This window comes from Lamprobacter modestohalophilus (assembly GCF_016583905.1).
GTDB lineage: Bacteria > Pseudomonadota > Gammaproteobacteria > Chromatiales > Chromatiaceae > Lamprobacter > Lamprobacter modestohalophilus.
Genome location: NZ_NRRY01000001.1, coordinates 113,006 through 132,931, shown reverse-complemented (window position 1 = coordinate 132,931; position 19,926 = coordinate 113,006). Strand labels below are relative to the sequence as shown.

Sequence of the window (19,926 nt, the reverse complement as noted above, 5' to 3'; positions counted from 1 at the left end):
GATCACGCGAAGCGCACTTCCATGTCAAAGACAAACCTGACCGCCGCAATGGCGTTCGTGCTGGCAGGGTGCACGCTCTTCCAGCAACAGGCCCGCGCGGATGAGACAGAGGAAGCGCTGGCCAAGCAGCTCGCCAATCCGGTCGCTGCGCTGATCAGCGTTCCCTTTCAGTTCAACTACAACCAAGGTCTCGGTCCGGTGGACGACGGCGAGCAGTGGCAGCTCAATCTCCAACCGGTGATCCCGTTTTCGCTGAACAGCGACTGGAACCTGATCTCGCGCACCATCGTGCCGCTGATCGACCAGCGCGATCTGTTTCCCGGCGCCGGCAGCCAGTCGGGCATCGGCGACGTCCTGCAGAGCCTGTTCTTCTCACCCGCCGCACCGACGGCGGGGGGCTGGATCTGGGGCGCGGGGCCGGTCCTGCTGCTGCCGACGGGCAGTGACGACCTGCTGACCGCCGACCAGTGGGCGGCCGGTCCCACCGCGGTCGCGCTGCGGCAGCGGGGCCCCTGGACCCTCGGCACGTTGACGAACCACCTGTGGTCCTTTGCCGGCGACGACGACCGCGCCGACATCAACACGACCTTCGTCCAGCCCTTCCTCTCGTACACGACGCCGACGGCCTGGACCTACACCCTGCAAAGCGAGAGCTTCTACGACTGGGAGGAAGGCGAGTGGCTGGTACCGGTCCGGGCGGTGGTCTCCAAGCTCATTCGGGTCGGCAAGCTGCCAGTGAGTATCGCCGGCGGCGTGAATTACTGGGCCGAGAGTCCTGCCGGCGGACCGGAGGGTTGGGGCGGGCGCATCACCTTCACCCTCCTGCTGCCGCGCTGATGGGCCAGGCGCGCTGACAGCCCAGGGACCGGTGCTCACCCTCAGGCCATCGCGGCACGCGTCCCTCGGGATCGACCACCAAGACCCAGCGAATTAGCATTGGGGTGATGCCGAGCCTGCGCCAAAGGGTAATGCGGAGCCTATGCCACAGGGTGATGTCGGACGTATGTGAGAATAACCCCTTAGCCCGCTAACGCTGATCGAGCAGATGTCCTCTCATCAGTTTCACTGGTTCGACTCATCGGGATCGAGTCCAAGCGCGCGCAAGCGCTCTGCTAAAAGCTCGGCGCGGGTCTGTGCTGCATCGGCCCGCATCGCTTCTTGCGTAGCCCGCATCGCCTCCTGATCGGCACGTTGAGTCTCCTGCTCCGCCCGCTCAACGGCCTCCGCGGCGCGCCGGGCCAGCTCCACTGAGGTCAAGAACGGCTGGCCATTGGGGTAGAACAGCAAGAGCGTCTGGGGAGTCATCGCGAAACGCACCCCTAGCAGTGGGCTGCTCCAGCCGTGAATATGCGACTGGCGGACGAGCCTTGAGCGGTGATCCGGGCTGCCTGATACCGACTTGGCCTCGCCCGCAGCCTCTGGCACGGACGCAGACCGATCGCCGCCTTGACGGGTCCAGATCCCGAGCGTGTGGCGATCCGGGTCGTAGACGTAGTATTCCTCGACCCCATAGCAATCATAGAATCTCAGCTTGTCGGCCATCTCCTTGGCGCTGTTCGATGGGGAGAGAATCTCGAAGGCGACCTGTGGCGCGATGCCGTCCTCCTCCCACTGCCGATAGGAGCCCCGTCGCCCCTTGGGCCGGCCGAAGACGACGAAGACATCGGGCGCGATCGGACCGGTCTCGCGCCGATCGGGTACTGGATACCAGAGCAGGTCGCCGGCGATGAAGACGTTCGGGTCATCGGCAAACAGGATCTCCAGATTCTCCTTGATCTTCACCAGCCATTCATACTGCTCGGTGTTATCGGCCATCGGCTGCCCGTCGCTGTCCGGATAGGGATCATCCGGATCGATGTGAGACAAGGGGTTCATCGCTCGGCTCCGGTGGGGGTTGATTCATGAGTTGCATCATGTTGATTCATGAGCGGCATCATAGAGCAAAGGCGGCGCAGAGGGCCTGCGTGACATCACCAACGTCCTGCGGTCGGTCTGAGGTGGATCTTTAGTCTCGTGTGACTCAGGAGCCGACGCCCAGCCCGCGGCATCTATCGGCAAACGGCCAAAGGCGTCGATGACCTAGACCGAGCAAGGCGTCAGCAATCCCCCATGTCGGCCGCTGAAAGCCGCGACCTGCTTGGCAGGGTCACCCAATGGGCCTAAACTCATGCGTAAGACAGCTTTGTATTACAGGGAGACCCAGCGATGGCTCTGTCACTCCGGCTCGATCAGGAAACCGAGGTCGCACTGCGCCAGCATCTGCAGCGCACCGGCCTCACCCAGTCCAGCTTCGTGCGCGAGGCGATTCGTGAAAAGCTCGCCCGTTCTTCAGCCGAAGCATCAACACCGTATCAGCTCGGCGAGTCCTTGTTCGGCCGCTATGCCAGTGGCGATTCGGGCCGCAGTCAACACCGCAAGACCTTGATTCGAGAGCGTTTGAATGCAAAGCATCGTCGTTGATAGCGGTCCCTTGATCGCGCTCTTCGACGGCTCCGATCGTTTCCATCAGGCGGCGCTGGCCTTTATCAAGGCGCACCCCGGACCGCTGATCACCAACCTCCCGGTGATCACCGAGGTGGTCTACATGCTGGATTTCGCCGCCCAGGCACAGCGGGACTTTCTCTTCTGGGCGGAATCGGCGCTGCTGCTCGATACCGAGACCGCGAACGACCTGCCACGGATTCGCGCCCTGATGGAGAAATACCACGACCTACCCGCCGATTTCGCCGACGCGTCCCTGGTCGCCCTCTGCGAGCGGCGGCGGATCACGACGGTTGCCAGCGTCGATTCCGACTTTACCGTCTATCGCATGCAGGATCGGCGCGGTTTCCGCAACCTCTTCCAGACGTTGAACTGAATCAGCCGGTCTTCCGAATCTGCGGCAAACAAGATTCCCAGGCTCTCCTTGCTGTCAAGCGCGCTCGCGAAAGCCCGGTGTAGACTAGGCTGCATCGAAAATCGCCATCGGTACCTTCCATGACTGAGCTAAAGTTGGCAGGCAATGGATTGTTGATCCCCCCGCAGTACCTTAAAGAGATTGGCGCCGAGCCCTGCGTGCGGCGCATCAAGGGCGGGCTGCTCATTGAATCCAGGCATCAATCCTTGGCGCGCGAGCAGTTGTGCGATTTGGTTGCACGCCTCCGCATCCCCGCTGAGCCAGACGCCCCTGGTGAAGATGAAATCGCCGCACTCGTCGACGAGGTTCGCAGCCAGCGTGCGCGTCATCGTTGATACCAACGTCTTCGTCTCAGGGCTGATCAATCGTGAGTGACCTGAGCCCGGAACCCTCCGACATCGAATCCAAGGTCAATGCCTTCATCACCCGTTGGGGTGGCGGCAAGAGCCACGGCGGCAATGAGCGCGCCAACCTGCAACTATTCCTGACCGAGCTGTGCACCCTGCTCGAGCTACCGCAGCCCGAGCCGGCCGGCGCCGATCACAGCCAGAACGCCTATGTCTTCGAGCGCAGCGTCACCGAGCATCGCCCCGACGGCAGCACCACCCCGCGCTCGCTCGACCTCTACCGTCGCGGCTGTTTCGTGCTCGAGGGCAAGGACACTGGCAAGCAGACCGGCAGCGAGCGCTGGGACGCCGCCATCGTCAAGGCCCACAAACAGGCCGAGAACTATGTCCGCGCCTTGCCGGCAACGGAAGGCCGCCCGCCCTTCATCGTCGTCGTCGATGTCGGGCGCAGCATCGTGCTGTTCTCCGAATTCAGCTGCTCGGGCGGCCACTATGTGCCCTTCCCCGACCCGCGTAGCCATCGCATCGGGCTCGAGCAGCTGCGCGACCTGCCCATCCGCGAGCGCCTGCGCGCGCTCTGGCTCGAGCCACTCGGACTCGACCCCAGCCGCTACGCCGGTCGGGTCACCCGCCAGATCGCCACCACGCTCGCTGGCTTGGCCAAGTCACTTGAAGCCTCGGGGCAGGACTCCGAGCGCGTGGCCGGCTTCCTCTCGCGCTGCCTGTTCACCATGTTCGCCGAGGACGTCGGGCTGCTGCCGGAGGGCAGCTTTTCCGCACTGCTGCACCGGCTGAAAGCACAGCCCGAGCAATTCCCCAACGCCATGGCCAGCCTCTGGCAGACGATGCACAGCGGCGGTTTTTGCGGCCTGCTGATGCATCAGGTGCTGCGCTTCAACGGCGGCCTGTTCGCGGGCGCCGACCCGCTGCCGCTGAGCGCCGAGCAGATCGGCCAGCTCATCGAGGCCGCGCGCGCCGACTGGCGCCAGGTCGAGCCGGCCATCTTCGGCACCCTGCTCGAGCGCGCCCTCGACCCGCGCGAGCGCCATAAGCTCGGCGCCCATTACACCCCGCGCGCCTATGTCGAGCGCCTGGTGATGCCGACCGTGATCGAGCCGCTGCGCGCCGACTGGGAGGAGGTCCAGGCCGCCGCGCTGAACTACCAGCGCCAAGGCAAGCCCGAGGCCGCCCTCGCCGAGGTCAAGCAGTTCCAAGGCCAGCTCTGCCAGACGCGGGTGCTCGATCCGGCTTGCGGCAGCGCCAATTTTCTCTATGTCGCGCTCGAGCACATGAAGCGGCTGGAAGGCGAGGTGCTCGATGTGCTGGGCCGCCTGCAGAAGACCAGCAGCTTTGAGCTCGAGGGGCTCACCGTCAGCCCCAACCAATTCCTCGGTCTGGAGGTCAACCCGCGCGCCGCCCGCATCGCCGAGATCGTGCTCTGGATCGGCTATCTGCAATGGCACTTCCGCACCTATGGCCATGTCAACCCGCCCGAGCCGGTGCTGCGCGACTTTCACAACATCCAGTGTCGCGACGCGCTGATCGAGGCCCAGGCGCGCGAGCCCCTGCTCGATGAGCAAGGCCAACCGGTCAGCGTCTGGGATGGGCGCAGCACCAAGCCGAGCCCAATCACTGGCGAGCCGATCCCCGATGAGGCGCAGCGGCTGCCGGTGTATCGCTATCGGGAGCCGCGCCGCGCCGACTGGCCGGAGGCGGATTTCATCGTCGGCAATCCGCCGTTCATCGGCGCCGCCAGCATGCGCCGCGCGCTCGGCGACGGCTATGTGGATGCGGTGCGCGGCGTCTACAGCGGCCTGGTGCCGGACTCGGCCGACTTCGTCATGTACTGGTGGCAGATCGCCGCCGAGAAGGTCCGCCAGGGGCAGTCGCGGCGCTTCGGTTTCATCACCACCAACAGCCTGCGTCAGACCTTCAACCGCCGGGTGCTGGAGCCGCATCTGAGCGATGCCAAGGCACCGCTGTCGCTGGTGTTTGCGGTGCCCGATCATCCTTGGGTCGAGGCCAGCGATGGTGCGGCGGTGCGCATTGCGATGACGGTGGGCGCGCCGGGTGATCAACCGGGGCTGCTGTGCAAGGTCACCGCCGAGGGCTCGGGTGACGAGGACGCGCGCGCGGTGGCGCTGAGCGAGCGCGAGGGCAAGCTGTTTGCGGATTTGGCGATTGGTGCGGATGTGGCGGGAGCAGTCACGTTGCAAGCAAATTCAAATTTAACAAGCCGAGGCGTCATGCTCTTTGGCGCCGGATTCATTATCACTAAGGACGAGGCCGATGCGCTCGGTTTGGGTCAAGAGCCTGGCGTTAAGGCTGTGATCCGCGACTATCGCAATGGCCGCGATCTGACCCAGAACCCGCGTGGAGTGAAGGTCATCGACCTGTTTGGGCTCGGCGTCGAGCAGGTGCGGGAGCGGTATCCGGCCATTTATCAGCGGTTGCTGGAGCGAGTGAAGCCGGAGCGGGATCAGAACCGTGACAGGGCAATCCGTGATAGCTGGTGGCTACACGGTCGCCCCCGACCCGAGTGGCGTCAGTTTTCGCAAGGGTTGACCCGCTATATTTCCACCGTCGAAACGATGCGACACCGAATTTTTTTGTGGCTCGACGAAACGATCCTTCCAGACAACAAGCTGATCAACATCGCACTCGACGACGCCTTTCTTCTTGGCGTCTTGAGTAGCCGTGTTCACACATGCTGGGCAATGGCGACTGGCAGTTGGCTTGGGGTCGGCAATGATTCGGTTTATGTCAAAACCCGCTGCTTCGAGACCTTCCCCTTCCCGGCCGGCAGCGGCAGCGGCAGCGCCAACGCTAGCGACAGCCAAATCACCACGATCCGCAATCTCGCCGAGCAGATCGACGCCCACCGCAAGCGCCAGCAGGCCCAGCACCCGAGTCTGACCCTGACCGGCCTCTACAACGTGCTCGACGCCCAGCGCCGCGGAACCGCGCTGACCGACAAGGAGCGCGCCATCAATACCCAAGGCTTGGTCAGCCTGCTCGCTGAGCTGCACGACCAACTCGACACCGCCGTCTTCGCCGCCTATGGCTGGCAAGACCTGGCCGAGACGCTCGTCGGTCGCCCCGGCGCCACCAGCCCCTGGCCCGACAAGCCCGCCGCCCAACTCGAAGCCGAAGAGGCGCTGCTGACCCGCCTGGTCGCGCTGAACAGCGAGCGCGCCGCCGAGGAGACCAAGGGCGTCATCCGCTGGCTGCGCCCCGCCTATCAAGCCACCGACACCGCAACCGCCAACGCCGCCCAGCAGCAGAGCGCCGACCTCGACAGCCCAGCCCCAAAGACCAGCGCCGCGACAGCCGGCAAGGCGCGCAAATTCCCACCGGTACGCGCTGGCATGCGCGCGCAAATTGCCGCCGTGCGCGACGCGCTCGGCAACCAAGCGCGCAGCCTCGATGAGCTGACGGCGGCATTCACCGAGCCAAAGAAGACCCGCCCCAGGATCGCCGACACCTTAGCCGCCCTCGAAGACCTCGGTCTATTGCAACGCGACGGCGAGGATTACCACTTAGCCCGCTAGCCCTGATCGGGCAGACGCTATCGCGTCGGTCTCACGGGTTTGACGCATCGAGATCATCGGGATCGAGTCCAAGCTCGCGCAAGCGCTCTGCTAAACGCTCGGCGCGGATATGCTCGGCATCGGCGCGTTGAGTCTCCTGCTCCGCCCGCTCAACGGCCTCCGCGGCGCGCCGGGCCAGCTCCACTGAGGTCAAGAATGGCTGGCCATTGGGGTAGAACAGCAAGAGCGTCTGGGGAGTCATCGCGAAACGCACCCCTAGCAGTGGGCTGCTCCAGCCGTGGATATGCGACTGGCGGACGAGCCTTGGGCGGTGATCCGGGCTGCCTGGTGCCGACTTGGCCTCGCCCGCAGCCTCTGGCACGGACGAAGACCGATCGCCGCCTTGACGGGTCCAGATGCCGAGTGTGTGCCGATCCGGGTCGTAGACGTAGTATTCCTCGACCCCGTAGCGATCATAGAAGTCCAGCTTGTCGGCCATCTCCTTGACGCTGTTCGATGGGGAGAGGATCTCAAAGGCGACCTGCGGCGCGATGCCGTCCTCTTCCCACTGCCGATAGGAGCCCCGTCGCCCCTTGGGCCGGCCGAAGACGACAAAGACATCCGGCGCGATCGGACCAGTCTCGCGCCGATCGGGCACCGGGTACCAGAGCAGATCGCCGGCAATGAAGACGTTTGGGTCATCGGCAAACAGGATCTCCAGGTTCTCCTTGATCTTGACCAGCCACTCATACTGCTCGGTGTTATCGGCCATCGGCTGCCCGTCGCTGTCCGGATAGGGATCATCCGGATCGATGTGAGACAAGGGGTTCATCGCTCAGCTCCGGTGGGGGTTGATTCATGCCCGGAATCATAGAGCAAAGATGGCTCTAGGGCTTGCGTGCGTGACATCTCGAGCACCAGATTGCGCGAAGGAGCCTCTGTCGGCGAGGTGATCGAATTGGGCCGTCATCGCGACCCGTCGTCGGGTGTCGGCAACGGCTCAGGCATAGCCCCCATCAGCAATCCGCGACAAATAATCCTTGACCGCTTGGGCGCGCCCCTCCTTGAGCAGATCCTCGGCGGTCTTGTCACCGAAGGATGGCAGCGGTTGCGAGCGAAACCAGGCAAAGGCGCGCGCAGTGGAGCCTGTCCAAGGGATCGCGCGATTGATGATGTCGACGGTATCGCGGAGACGCTGCTGCGTCTTTGGCGAATTGCTCCGCGCACGTTTGCTGAGCGCATCGCGAGATAGCCCGGTGGCCCGTGCGAGCTCGACTTTGGTGACATGCAACTGCTCGGCAAGCCGATCGGTCTCGACGAGACCTCGGTCCGAGAAGAGACAGGTCAAGTCTTCGACTGCCACAGCCGTCGTTGCCTCACTCAATGCACCAATCATTGTGCAGATTATGCGGCATCTGCGACATTCCGCAAGCAGCAAGACTCAAGCGGATGCTGTTGCTTATCGGGCGCAGGGCCATCACCCTGCGCTTGTGATGGAAGATGATCGTTAACTGTCAGATCCCGACTGATCGTCCCCTGTTCGAGCAGGCGTTCAGCCAGTTTGTCCCGCACCATGAGCGCACGCAAAGCGGTCAGTAAACCGGCCAAAATAACGGCCATATTGCCAACCAAAACCGCATAAATTGAGCTATATCCATGATATAAAAGCTTTTATGATCGCCCCCAAGACGGACGAAAAAGCGGCCATCTTAGCGGCCAACAGCACCGCCCCCGACCGGGGTGAGTCGGTGTCGTGCATGGAGCCCATGCGGATCTCCAAACGTGCGCGCGATCGGGCAGCGCTTGCCGACCTGGACGCGGCAATCTCAGTGAGGAAAGCCTGATGGCAGCGTTCGACATCGAACCCACGCGCATGAAGATGAGCGATCAGCGGATCGAAACCGCTGTCGTTAGAGACGATGTTAAAACAAGCGAACAAGGCGAGAATTGAGCTAGCATCCCAGTGAGACTTTTTTAACGTTCATCGGAGCAGGTATGGAGATCAAGACCTTGATGGGCGCGCGAGCGCGCGCAGCAAGGGAGGCGGCCGGGCTGATTCAGTCTGTCGCAGCACAGCAGCTTGGCATCGCGCGGCAGACCCTCGCCAGCATGGAGCAAGGCCGGGTGCCGTTCGACGGTGTCCAACTCGTGGCCATGGCTGAGATCTACAGTCGCCCTGTCACCTACTTCTACGACTTGCGCGAGTCGGATGGCGCGGCCATCGCCTTCCGTGCGGATCATCCCGAGTTGGTCGATCCCGCTCTCAAGCAACACCTGCTCGATCGGTTGGCCGCGCTTGCTGATCTGGAGGTCGCCGCCGGACTTGATGTCAGTCACGGGCTACCGCCCACTGAGCCGCTGTCGAAGGCCGGGCAGAGAGAGTTGACGGTCGTCCGCTCAGTCGCTCAGGAAGAGCGCGGCCGCTTGGGGGTCGGCGATCGGGCGCCGGTGAGCGATCCCGTTGCCTTGCTCGAGAGCATCGACGTCAGGGTAATTCCGTTCCAGCTCGCCCCCCAGGAGGGCAACCTACTCTCCGGGTTCTCGGCATTCAGCGAATCCTTGGGTGCCGGCATTTTCGTCAACACACATCCGTCCCTATCCATCGAGCACCAGATCTTCTGTGTGCTGCACGAGTACGCGCACCTGATCTTTCACCGTTCCCTCTATCGCGAGCCCGGCGAGCGCTATCGAACGCGCGGCAAGAACGCTTCGCCGGCGGAGAAGATCGCCAACACCTTCGCCGGCGCTTTCCTGGTGCCGGCGGTCGCTCTCCGCCAGCATGCCGGCCCTTTAAGCCGGATCAATCCGACCGACGTGATCCGGCTGAAGCGCCTGTTCCGGGTCTCCTTTACCGGCATGCTGACCCGGTTGTGCCAAGAGGGATACCTGGATAAGGCATCGAACGGTCGACTCTGGTCGATCTGCAAGGCCCGCGGCTGGGACAAGCAGGAGCCAGAGCCACTCTCGGAACCCCCAGCCTACGGACGCCGAACTGAAGCCCTCGCGCGCGCCGCCTGGGAGCGAGGGGAAGTGTCCTTGCCCTTTCTGCAAGAGGTGCTCGGCCAAGACCGCAAGGCCGTGCGCGATCTCGTCTCCGACTGGGAGCAGGATACCCAGCTCGATGCCGTTCACTAGGATCACCGCAAGTGCAGACACCTGCGTCCTGTCAGACTTCATCGCCGTTGGACGGGTGGGCTTGCTCTCGCAGTTGTTCCCTGGAGGCGTCTGGGTCGATGCCAGTGTCATCGTCGAGCTTCAAGATCAGTTCGGGGCCTCCGTGCGCGATCAGGCCATCAGCGGCGGCTGTCAACTGCTGCTTGAGCGAGGTTACGATGCTAGCCACTATGCGGAGATGGCCAAGATCAAAGGCACCCGACCGGCGATGCGCCATGCAGACATCGCGACGGTGGTGCTGGCCCGAAAATGCGGCGGGATCTGCCTCTCATCGGACGCTGCCGTGCGCAAGACCTGTACCGAGCGAGGAATCCCCATCGCTGGCCAGCTCGGCTGTCTGCGAGCATGTGTTCAGCAGCGTCTGTTGACAAAGACAGACGCCGACCAGTTGCTCGACCTGTTCGTGCGCAATGGCCTTTACCTTCCTCGGAACGCGGTCGACGAATTCCTTCGAGGCTCATGACTTCAGGCATGCCCAGCCGCCCCGAGGCGGACCCGCACCGCGCCCTGCTGCAAGGTCTCTCTTCAAACTTCACCCTTCAAACTTCAAACTTCAAACTTCAAACTTCAACCAAATGACCAACAGCTTCGACGCCTTCGATCTCGACGAACCGCTGCAGCGCGCCATCGCCAACGCCGGCTGGCAGCAGCCGACACCAGTACAGCAGCGGGTGATCCCCGCCGTGCTCGAGGGCCGCGACCTGCTCGCCTCGGCCGCTACCGGCTCCGGCAAGACCGGCGCCTTTCTGCTGCCGATGCTGCAGCGCCTCAGCGAGGAGCCGGCGCCCGATGGCGGCATCCGCGCACTGGTGCTGGTGCCGACGCGCGAGCTGGCAAGCCAGACCCAGAGCGAATTCCTGAGCCTCGGCAGCCGCACACGGCTGACTGCGGCGGTGATCGTCGGCGGTGAGGATCGCGGTCGCCAGGTCTCGGCGCTGCGCAAGAACCCGGACCTGGTCATCGCCACTCCAGGCCGGCTGCTCGAACATCTCGAGACCGGCGAGGCCGATCTGACTCAGCTCAGCTTCCTGGTCCTCGACGAGGCCGATCGCATGCTCGACCTCGGTTTCGCCGCCGACGTCATCACCCTCATTGGCGCCAGCAACCGAGCGCGCCAATCGCTGCTGTTCTCGGCCACGCTCAAGCACGGCGGACTGCGCCCGATCACCGATCATCTGCTGAAAGACCCTCTGGTCATCGAGATCGACGCCATCCGCGCCGCGCATCCCGATATCAGCCATCAGATCATTCTCAGCGACGAGCTGCCGCATAAACAGGCCCTGCTGCGCTGGCTGCTGCAGAACGAGACCTATGAAAAGGCACTGGTGTTCACCAACACCCGCGCCCGTGCCGATGCCATCGGCGCCTTCCTGGTCGGCGAGCAGGTGCGCGCCGCCGTGCTCCATGGCGAGTTGGATCAGCGCGAGCGCAAACGGGTGATGGGCCTGTTCGAGCGCGCTCAGGTCTCGGTGCTAGTCGCTTCCGATGTCGCCGCGCGCGGACTGGATCTGACCGGTGTTGAGCGCGTGATCAATCTCGACATCCCGCGCAGTGGCGAGGACTACCTGCATCGCACCGGCCGCACCGGCCGCGCTGGCAACGCCGGCATCGCCATTTCGCTGGTCTCGGCGCCGGAATGGAACAAGATGGAGTCGATCAGCCGCTGGCTCGGCATCGAGGTCGAGCTGCGCCGGCTGCCGGGTCTCGAGGCCCATTTCAAAGGCCCTAACCCAAAGCGCAAGGCCGGCAGCAAGCTCGCTGGCAAGGCAGGCAAGGCAGGTAAGACCGGCAAGCAGGCGGGCAAGACATTAGGCAGCAAGACCGGCAACAGCCGCACGAGCGCTACAGCCAAAAACAGCGCCAAAAGCAGCGCTAAGTCAGCAGCCAAGAGCGGTGCTAACGCTAGCCCCTATGCCGCCAGCCCCTATGCCGCTAGCCCCTACGCCGCCAGCGCCAAAGGCTCCGGCGCCACCAAGGCCGAAGCCCCTAAGCCAAAGCAACGTCTCCGCGACCGCAAGAACATCGGCAAACGGCGCAAGCCCAGCTCAACAGAGGGCAGTAGCACCGAGCGCATCGACGCCGGCTTCGCGCCACCCAAGCGTCGCCCCGACAGCAATGGGTGAGGCAGTAAGAAAGGCCAAAAACGAGCACTGCAGCAACAAACGGCCCCTCCTGTCTCTGGTATCGTTGATCAGCCTGGTCGGTTTAGCCTCGCCGGTACAGCCTGGCCGGACTCAGCCTGGTCGGTTCAGCTTGGCCGGACTCAGGCGAGCCGGCTGAGCGGTACCCTGGAACAGATGCCTCGTCATCCAGGGGAGCGTTGTACGATGTCGGGGTTTAGAGCAGAGAAAATGGGGTTGCGATGCATCAACAAACCATCCTCGTCGTCGACGACGAGCCCGCTAACATCGACCTGTTAGTCGAGTGTCTGAAGGACGAGTACAACGTCAAGGCCGCCACCCGTGGCGAGCGCGCCTTACGCATCGCTCGCTCCGGCGAGCCACCGGACATGATCCTGCTCGACATCATGATGCCCGGCATGGACGGCTTCGAGGTCTGCCAGCAGCTCAAGGCCGATCTCAGCACCCGCCATATCCCGATCATCTTCATCACCGCCAAGATCGCGCTCGACGACGAGATCCGCGGCCTCGAGCTGGGCGCTGTCGATTACATCACCAAGCCAATCAGTCCACCCATCGTCCAGGCACGGGTACACACCCAGCTCGCGCTCTACGATCAGAATCGCATCCTCGATATCAAGGTCCGCGAGCAGACCGCGCAGCTGCACGAGACCCGCCTGGCGATCATCCGCCGGCTCGGGCGTGCGGCCGAGTACAAGGATAACGAGACCGGGCTGCACGTCATCCGCATGAGTCATTACGCGGCGATCATCGGCCGCGCCATCGGCATGGACGATCGCAATGTCGACCTGCTGTTGAATGCCGCGCCGATGCACGATGTCGGCAAGATCGGCATCCCCGACAGCATCCTGCAGAAGCCCGGCAAGCTGACCCCAGAGGAATGGGAGGTGATGCGCACCCATGCCCAGATTGGCGCCGACATCATCGGCGACGCCAGCGGCTCGGAGCTGCTCGAGATGGCGCGCGTGGTCGCCCTCACCCATCACGAGAAGTGGGACGGCAGCGGCTACCCAAACGGTCTCGCCGGCGAGCAGATCCCGCAGGTCGGGCGCATCGTCGCCATCGCCGATGTCTTCGATGCCCTCACCTCGGTGCGCCCCTACAAGCCAGCCTGGTCGGTCGAGCGCGCGCTGGAGCTGTTCCGCGACAGCCAAGGCAGCCATTTCGATCCAGACCTGGTCTCGGTATTCTTTGATGTCATGCCGGAGATCCTGGCGATTCGCAGCCGATACGCGGAAGACGGGATGGTGACCTAGACGGACCAGAACAGGAGGCAGTGTTCTATAAAGGTGCATGAGGCATCAGGCATGAGTCATGAGACAAGAGGCATGCCCAAGCGATTGCGATCGATCCATTTCTTACCAGGCCATGCACAAAGATAGAACAGCCACCTCAGGCGTAGCACAGGCACTCACGAGCGACCCTCAGATCCGTGCGCGCGCCGAGGAGGCACTGCGGCTAGGGCGTTTCGAGATCCCCAATGAGGCCCTTGAGGGCGCCAACGTCGATGTCATCGCCCTGATTGAAAACCTGCGCATCTATCAGGCAGAGCTGGAGCTCCAAAACCAGGAGCTGCAGAACACGCAGCTGCGCAACCAGGTCGCCCTTGAGCGTTTTTCGTCCTTCTTCAACAGCGTCCCCATCGCCGAGCTGGTGCTCGACCAGCGTGCCCTCATCCTCGAGGCCAATCTTGCCGCCCAAACGCTTTTTCGTCTCAGGCCAAACCATCTGCGCCGCCAGCATTTCGCCCGCCTGATTGCCGATCGCGATCGCGCCGCCTTCATCCAGGCCTGGAGCGACCTGCCTCAGCATCCGCACCTCGAGCTGCCTGAGATCCAATTGCGAATCGCCACCGAAGAGGTGCTGATTGGCGATCTGCATATCGCCCCGCTACCCGCCAGCGACAGCGACAGCGACAGCGACGAGCAGCAGTATGTCTGCGCCGTCGTCGATCGCTCCGAGGCGGTGCAACAACGCCGTGCCCTCGACGATGCCCAATGCGATCTCCAGAAGCGCATGGCGGAGCTGTCCTGCCTGTACGACGTCGCGCAGCTGACCGGGCACGACGACCTCAGCCTGCAGGCCGTCTTCGAGCGCGTCGCGGAGCGCTTACCCGCCGCCACACGCTATCCCGACCGCTGTCAGGTCTGCATCCAGTGCGGCGACCAGCAGCTCGGCCCCGACCTCATTGGGAGCCAGATCGCGGCCGAGTTCAGTGGATGCCAGGGTCAAATCGGCCGCGTCGCCATCGCCTATGAGCCTCCTTTGCCGGACTCGCTAGGAGCAGCCTTCCTCGCCGAAGAGCAGGACATGTTGCAGGGCATTGCCTCGCGTCTCTCGGCCATCGCGACCCGCCGTGAGGCCCTGACCGAGCTGCACGATAATCACACGCTGATCGAGGCCATCTTTCGCCGCGCACCTGACGCGATCGAGCTGGTGGACCCGGAGACCCTGCAGATCCTAGACGCGAACGACGCAAGCTGTCAGTTCTTAGGCTTCCAGCGCGACGAGCTGCTCCAGCACAGCGTCGATATTTTTCAGGCCGATCTATACCCTGCCGCCCTGCGCAGGCTGACCAAACAGATCGTCGCCAGCGGCGGCGCTCGTTTCGAGACGCGACTCCGGCGCAAGGATGGCACCATCTTCGATACCCGGGTCCATGTGCGGGCGCTCCATCTCCATAGCCGGACCTATCTGCTCTCGATCTGGCGTGATGTCAGCGCCGAGAAAGCGAGCCAAGCGCAGATCAGAAAACTCTCCACGGTCGTAGAGCAGAGCCCCAATTCGGTGGTCATCACCGACCTCGAAACCCGCATCGAGTATGTGAATGATGCCTTTGTCCAGAAGACCGGCTACAGCCGCTCCAAAGTCATCGGGCAAACGCCACAGATCCTGAAGTCAGGGCGAACGCCGCCCGCTACCTATGAGCAGATGTGGCAGACCTTGCGACGCGGCGAGCCCTGGAAGGGCGAGTTCATCAATCTGACACAGGCTGGCGCTGAGCAGATCGAGGCGGCGACGATCATCCCCTTACGCCAGGCGGACAACGAGGTCACCCATTATGTCGCCATCAAAGAGGACATCACCGAACGCAAACGTCTGAGCGAAGAGCTCGAGCGTCACCGAGAACACCTCGAGCAAGAGGTCGAGGCCCGCACCGCCGAGCTGGCGGCAACAACGGCATCGCTGATTGAGGCGAATAATGAGCAGCAGGCGCTATTCGATGCCGCGACCGCTGGAATCGTCTTCGTGCGTGATCGTAAGATCGTCCGCCTGAACCGCACCCTGGCCGAGCTCTTTGGCTATACGCCCGACGAAATGATCGGCCAGAGCACGCGCGTTTGGTACGCCGATGAAGGCAGCTTTGTCGCCATTGGCGAGCGCATCCTGGAGACCTTCCAGCAGGGCGGCGTCCATCGAGAAGAACGCGAATTGAGGCGCAAAGATGGCAGTCGTTTCTGGGCGCGCATGACGGCCCAGGCCATCGACCGCGCTGACGCCAGCAAGGGTGTAGCCGGCATGATCATCGACATCACCGCCGAACGTAAGGCGGTGGCACAACTGGCCAAGGCTAAGGCCATGGCCGAGGCAGCGGCGCGCACCAAGTCCGACTTTCTGGCCCGGATGAGTCACGAGATTCGCACGCCCATGAATGCCGTCATCGGCTTTTCCCACCTCGCGCTGAACACCGACCTCGACCCCAAGCAGCGCGACTATCTGAGTAAGATCAGCCAGTCGGCGCAACTGCTGCTGCGCATCCTGAACGACATCCTCGATTTCTCCAAGATCGAGGCCGGCCGCTTGGAGATGGAATCCATCCCGTTTCGCCTCGACGAGGTGCTCGAGCAGGTGCTCAGCGTCATCACCCACGAGGCCAAGCAGAAGCCGATTGAGCTGCTGATCGACCGCCCCAGCGATGTGCCCGGCGCCTTGATCGGTGATCCACTGCGCCTGGGCCAGATCCTGATCAACCTATTGAACAATGCGGTCAAGTTCACCGATCAGGGTGAGGTTGGGCTGAGCATCCGCCTGCTCGAGCGCCGCGACGCACAGGTCCAGCTCGAGATCAGGGTCCGGGATACGGGCATCGGCATCAGCCAGGCAGCGCAAGCCAAGCTATTTCGAGCCTTTGGCCAGGCCGACGACTCGACCACACGCAAGTATGGCGGCAGCGGGCTCGGGCTCAGTATCTGTAAGCACCTGGTCGAGATGATGGGCGGCAGCATCGAGGTCGAGAGTGCGCCAGGTCAGGGGAGCTGCTTCCGTTTCGAGGTCTGGCTGGCGATCGATCCCAAGGCACGCCCATCGCAGGGAGCCCCCGCGGCGCTACGCGGCACTCGGGTCCTGGTGGTCGACGACAATGCCTCGGCGCGAACCCTGCTATGCCGCACCCTGGAAGAGCTTGGCTGCATCGCGACCACCGTGGCGGATGCTGAGGCCGCGTTCGCGGAGCTACTCCAAGCCGAGCAGCAGGCAATGCCCTTCAGGGTCCTGTTGATGGACTGGCAGATGCCGCAGATCAACGGGATCGAGGCGACCCGCCGGATCAAGCAGGGCCTGGCGCTAGCACAGTGCCCGGCGGTGCTGGTGCTCGCCGCCTGCTGTTCCGAGAGCAACGCCGCTGAGGCAAAAGCGGCCGGCGCCGATACGGTGCTCAGCAAGCCCATCAGCCGCTGGGGCCTGCGCGAGGCCCTGCTCACTGTGCTGGGTGAGCAGGCGCGGGAGTATCCGGCAAGCTTGGGCCATGTCGATGCCGATGCCGAGGATGCCCCGGTCATGCTCGCCGGCGCGCGGGTTCTGCTGGTGGAAGACAACGAGATCAATCAACAGATCGCCGTTGAGCTGTTGGAAAGCGTCGGGGTGTCGGTCGATGTGGTCGCGAACGGCCGCGAGGCTGTTGATCTGCTCTTGGGCGCGAGCCCACCCCAATTCGACGGCGTCCTCATGGACGTACAGATGCCGCTGATGGGCGGCTATGAGGCCACTCGACGGATTCGCGCAGACCCGCGTCACCAACACCTACCGATCATTGGCCTCACCGCGCACGCCATCCGCGAAGAGCGGGAGCGCTGCCTGGAATCGGGCATGTGCGACCATGTGACCAAGCCGATTGAGCCCCGCGTCCTCTATCGTGCCATGGAGCGCCACTTCCAGACGCGCAACGGCAGGGGCGACAGCACCCGCCGCTTGGGCAATCGCCAGTCAGACGACCCGTCGCCAACCTCGTCTCGAGCACCGCGACAGACCCGGTCAACCAGGCCGACCGACCGGCTCGATGTTGCCGACGGAGTCAGCCGGCTGATGGGAAACCATCAGCTCTACCGGAAATTGCTCAAAGCCTTTGTCGACCGCGAGCGCGACAGCGCCGAGCGGATCGCCGAGGATCTCCAGGCCGGCGACCGCGAGCAGGCGCGGCTTCGGGCGCACAGTCTGAAGGGACTGGCGGGCAACATCGGTGCGCATCGCCTCGCCAGATCAGCCGCGGCCCTGGAGACCGCGATCCGCGAGCAGGCAGCCAGCAATCTGCTCGATGGACAGATGACAGGGCTTCGCGAGGAGCTTGACCAGCTGTCTGCTGCCATCCTTGACCAACTGCAACAGCACAGCAGCCTGCGCGCAGAGGACGACGACGGCGCCGCCCAGCAGCGCAGCGCAGCAGGGCGCGATGGCCCCCTGGCCGATGCTCAAGACGTCGAGCGGACTTGCGCCCTGCTCGACGCCCTCATGGCCGCACTCGACCGCTCCGAGATCGACGAGCAAGCCCTCGCTGGGCTGCGCCAGACCCTCGCCCCAGAGGTCTTCGCGAGCCTGGAGCAACGACTCGACGGCTTCGAGTTCGAGCAGGCGTGCGAGCTGGCCAAGGCACTCCGGACGGGTGCGGCCTCGACATGAGGTCGCGTGATGTTGTGACGTGGCAAGAAGAGGCTCGCGCAGAGACGCAGAGGCGCAAAGGAAGAAAGAGCTTGCTCGATGTTCCCAGTGCGCTTCTCTTGTCCTTCTCTTCTTCACTTCTTCTCTTCTTCTCTTCTTCTCTTCTTCTCTATCTTCTCTGCGCCTCTGCGCGAGATCTCTTTTTCTTGTGTCGTCTACGCGACATGGCACCAGCTGATTGACATTATGTAGATGCTGCACTCCTCCGAACCCAAACCAAGCGACAGCTCCGATAAAGGGATGCTCTTTTGTTAACATCGACACGAAATCATTGACGGCGCGCGAACAAAAGGCCTGCGCCAAGCGAGAACCAGACGAGAACAAGACGAGAACAAAGCATGAATGAACAGCCGCAAATCCTCGATTGCGAGAACGAGCCCCTGGCCAACTCCGGCTTGATCCAGGCCGGCGGCGCGCTGCTGTTCATGGACAAGGGCTCGCGGCAGTTCCGTTATGTGAGCGCCAATGCCGAATCTCTGCTGGGGGAGCCGGCCGCGGAGCTGCTCGGTCAAGATGCAGACGACTGGCTCGCGGGCGTACTGCCGGACGTTGGCACGCTGCCAACGGCGGCAGGGCAACGGCTGCAGTTCACCGCGGCCGTCGACCTGGGCGCTGGCGATCTGGATGTGCTGATCACAGCCACCGCTGCAGGCTGGCTGCTCGAGCTCGAGCCGAGCGTGCCCGCCGACCTCTCTGATCCCGCCGATCCCGCTGATCCCGCCGACTCATCGGCACAACCGCCATCGCTGGCGCCCCTGACCGATGCGCTGACGACAGAGCAGCTGCACCACGTCCAGCAGCAGCTGGTCGATGCGATTCGCCGCCTGATCGGCTACGAGCGCGTGATGCTCTATCGGTTCCATCCGGACTGGACCGGCGAGGTCATCGCCGAAAGCGCCGCGGCCAGGGCCAAGACCTATCTCGGGCTGCGCTTCCCGGCCTCGGACATCCCGGCGATCGCGCGCGCGCTCTACGCCCAGACGCCCTACCGCCATGTGCCCGATACCCATGCCGCGCCCGTCCCCATCCTGAGCCGGAGCGGCGAGGCGACGGACTTGGATCTGACCTGGTCCGATCTACGCTCGGTCTCGCCGGTGCATCTCCAGTACCTCGAGAACATGGAGGTGAAGTCGTCGTTCTCGGTGTCGATCATGGTCGAGGGTCGGCTCTGGGGACTGATCGCCTGCCATCACCCGCAGGCGAAGACGATCCCGCTCGCACGGCGGGAAGACTGTCGCGCGCTGGTCGCCGCCTATCTGGAGCGCTTCAGGCTGTACCAACGCTCGGTGCAGCAAGAGATCCATGAGGACCTGGCCCGATCGCTGGAGCAGCTCCGGGCAGCGCTCGGGGCCGGGACACCCATCGCGGCCGCCTTCGCCGAGCACTTCGAGCCCCTCGCGCAGCGCTTCTCCGCCAGTGGCGGCGCGCTCTGGATCAACCGCGACCTGACCCTACTCGGCGACCTGGCCGCCAGCACCGACAGAACCGATAGCGCCGATAGCACCGATAGCACCGACAGCGCAGAGCTCAGCCTGCTGCATCAATGGTGCCTGCGCGAGCAAGCCGAGGCGATCACCAGCTTCGATCACCTGCCGGACGCCCTGCTGAGCCAGCTCCCGGATCAGCCGCGGGCGTTCAGTGGGTTTCTGTCGATCGGCATGCGGGCGCTCCAACACGGCAATGCCCTGCTGCAGCTCTACCTGCTGCGTCCGGAGGAGGTCAGCGAGATCGCCTGGGCCGGTGATCCCGAGAAGCCGTTGGCGGCAACCCCGGACGGACTGCGCCTGTCGCCGCGCGATTCGTTCGACAAATGGGTGGAGGTCCGCCGCGGCTTCAGCAAGCCCTGGAGCGAGGCTGACCGCTTTGCCGCTGAGCAGCTGCGCGAGCGCCTGATGCAGCTGCTCTGA

15 protein-coding genes are annotated in these 19,926 nt (G+C 63.7%); 11 read left to right on the top strand and 4 right to left on the bottom strand.

What is annotated here, in order from left to right; all coding sequences use genetic code 11:
- The first annotated feature begins 21 nt into the window (after positions 1–21).
- Positions 22–837: a transporter gene (locus CKO42_RS27035; protein WP_242479021.1), complete on the top strand. Its 816-nt coding sequence runs from the start codon at positions 22–24 to the stop codon at positions 835–837.
- Between the two features lie 225 nt (positions 838–1,062).
- On the opposite strand, the gene CKO42_RS00500 is transcribed toward CKO42_RS27035, so the two are convergent.
- Positions 1,063–1,875, bottom strand: coding sequence for a Uma2 family endonuclease (locus CKO42_RS00500; protein ID WP_200236522.1), 813 nt, complete (start codon positions 1,873–1,875; stop codon positions 1,063–1,065).
- Between the two features lie 330 nt (positions 1,876–2,205).
- On the opposite strand from CKO42_RS00500, the gene CKO42_RS00495 reads away from it, so the two are divergent.
- From CKO42_RS00495 to CKO42_RS00480, 4 genes are all read left to right on the top strand, one after another.
- Positions 2,206–2,460: a ribbon-helix-helix protein, CopG family gene (locus CKO42_RS00495; RefSeq protein ID WP_200236518.1), complete on the top strand. Its 255-nt coding sequence runs from the start codon at positions 2,206–2,208 to the stop codon at positions 2,458–2,460.
- The gene (locus CKO42_RS00490; protein ID WP_200236515.1) at positions 2,441–2,857 is read left to right on the top strand and encodes a type II toxin-antitoxin system VapC family toxin; all 417 of its coding nucleotides are present in this window, start codon (positions 2,441–2,443) and stop codon (positions 2,855–2,857) included. The genes CKO42_RS00495 and CKO42_RS00490 overlap by 20 nt, the downstream gene beginning before the upstream one ends.
- Positions 2,858–2,976: 119 nt before the next feature.
- Entirely contained in the window at positions 2,977–3,231 is a 255-nt protein-coding gene (locus tag CKO42_RS00485) for a hypothetical protein (protein WP_200236511.1), read from the top strand.
- A gap of 32 nt (positions 3,232–3,263) precedes the next feature.
- On the top strand, positions 3,264–6,794 hold the full coding sequence (locus CKO42_RS00480; protein WP_338034817.1) for a class I SAM-dependent DNA methyltransferase: 3,531 nt from the start codon (positions 3,264–3,266) through the stop codon (positions 6,792–6,794).
- A 31-nt stretch (positions 6,795–6,825) separates the two neighbouring features.
- On the opposite strand, the gene CKO42_RS00475 is transcribed toward CKO42_RS00480, so the two are convergent.
- The 3 genes from CKO42_RS00475 to CKO42_RS00465 all read right to left on the bottom strand — a co-directional run bounded on the left by CKO42_RS00475 (position 6,826) and on the right by CKO42_RS00465 (position 8,393).
- Positions 6,826–7,605, bottom strand: a complete 780-nt coding sequence (locus tag CKO42_RS00475; protein WP_200236507.1) for a Uma2 family endonuclease — start codon at positions 7,603–7,605, stop codon at positions 6,826–6,828.
- Positions 7,606–7,773: 168 nt separating this feature from the next.
- Positions 7,774–8,157 carry an antitoxin Xre/MbcA/ParS toxin-binding domain-containing protein gene (locus CKO42_RS00470; protein ID WP_242479020.1) on the bottom strand — a complete coding sequence of 128 codons (384 nt, stop codon included), beginning with the start codon at positions 8,155–8,157 and terminating at the stop codon, positions 7,774–7,776.
- Between the two features lie 20 nt (positions 8,158–8,177).
- Positions 8,178–8,393, bottom strand: a complete 216-nt coding sequence (locus CKO42_RS00465) for a hypothetical protein (RefSeq protein WP_200236502.1) — start codon at positions 8,391–8,393, stop codon at positions 8,178–8,180.
- Between the two features lie 375 nt (positions 8,394–8,768).
- Here CKO42_RS00465 and CKO42_RS00460 point away from each other — a divergent pair, with 375 nt between their 5' ends.
- The 6 genes from CKO42_RS00460 to CKO42_RS00435 all read left to right on the top strand — a co-directional run bounded on the left by CKO42_RS00460 (position 8,769) and on the right by CKO42_RS00435 (position 19,926).
- Positions 8,769–9,908, top strand: a complete 1,140-nt coding sequence (locus CKO42_RS00460) for an ImmA/IrrE family metallo-endopeptidase (RefSeq protein WP_200236499.1) — start codon at positions 8,769–8,771, stop codon at positions 9,906–9,908.
- Complete coding sequence (locus CKO42_RS00455; protein ID WP_200236483.1) at positions 9,895–10,410, top strand: PIN domain-containing protein; 516 nt, start codon at positions 9,895–9,897, stop codon at positions 10,408–10,410. The genes CKO42_RS00460 and CKO42_RS00455 overlap by 14 nt, the downstream gene beginning before the upstream one ends.
- 112 nt (positions 10,411–10,522) lie before the next feature.
- On the top strand, positions 10,523–12,070 hold the full coding sequence (locus tag CKO42_RS00450) for a DEAD/DEAH box helicase (RefSeq protein WP_200236477.1): 1,548 nt from the start codon (positions 10,523–10,525) through the stop codon (positions 12,068–12,070).
- A 239-nt stretch (positions 12,071–12,309) separates the two neighbouring features.
- Positions 12,310–13,344 carry a response regulator gene (locus CKO42_RS00445; protein WP_200236473.1) on the top strand — a complete coding sequence of 345 codons (1,035 nt, stop codon included), beginning with the start codon at positions 12,310–12,312 and terminating at the stop codon, positions 13,342–13,344.
- A gap of 112 nt (positions 13,345–13,456) precedes the next feature.
- Positions 13,457–17,980, top strand: coding sequence for a PAS domain S-box protein (locus CKO42_RS00440; RefSeq protein WP_200236461.1), 4,524 nt, complete (start codon positions 13,457–13,459; stop codon positions 17,978–17,980).
- Between the two features lie 377 nt (positions 17,981–18,357).
- Positions 18,358–19,926 (top strand): GAF domain-containing protein, encoded by a 1,569-nt coding sequence (locus CKO42_RS00435; RefSeq protein ID WP_200236458.1) that lies wholly within the window; start codon positions 18,358–18,360, stop codon positions 19,924–19,926.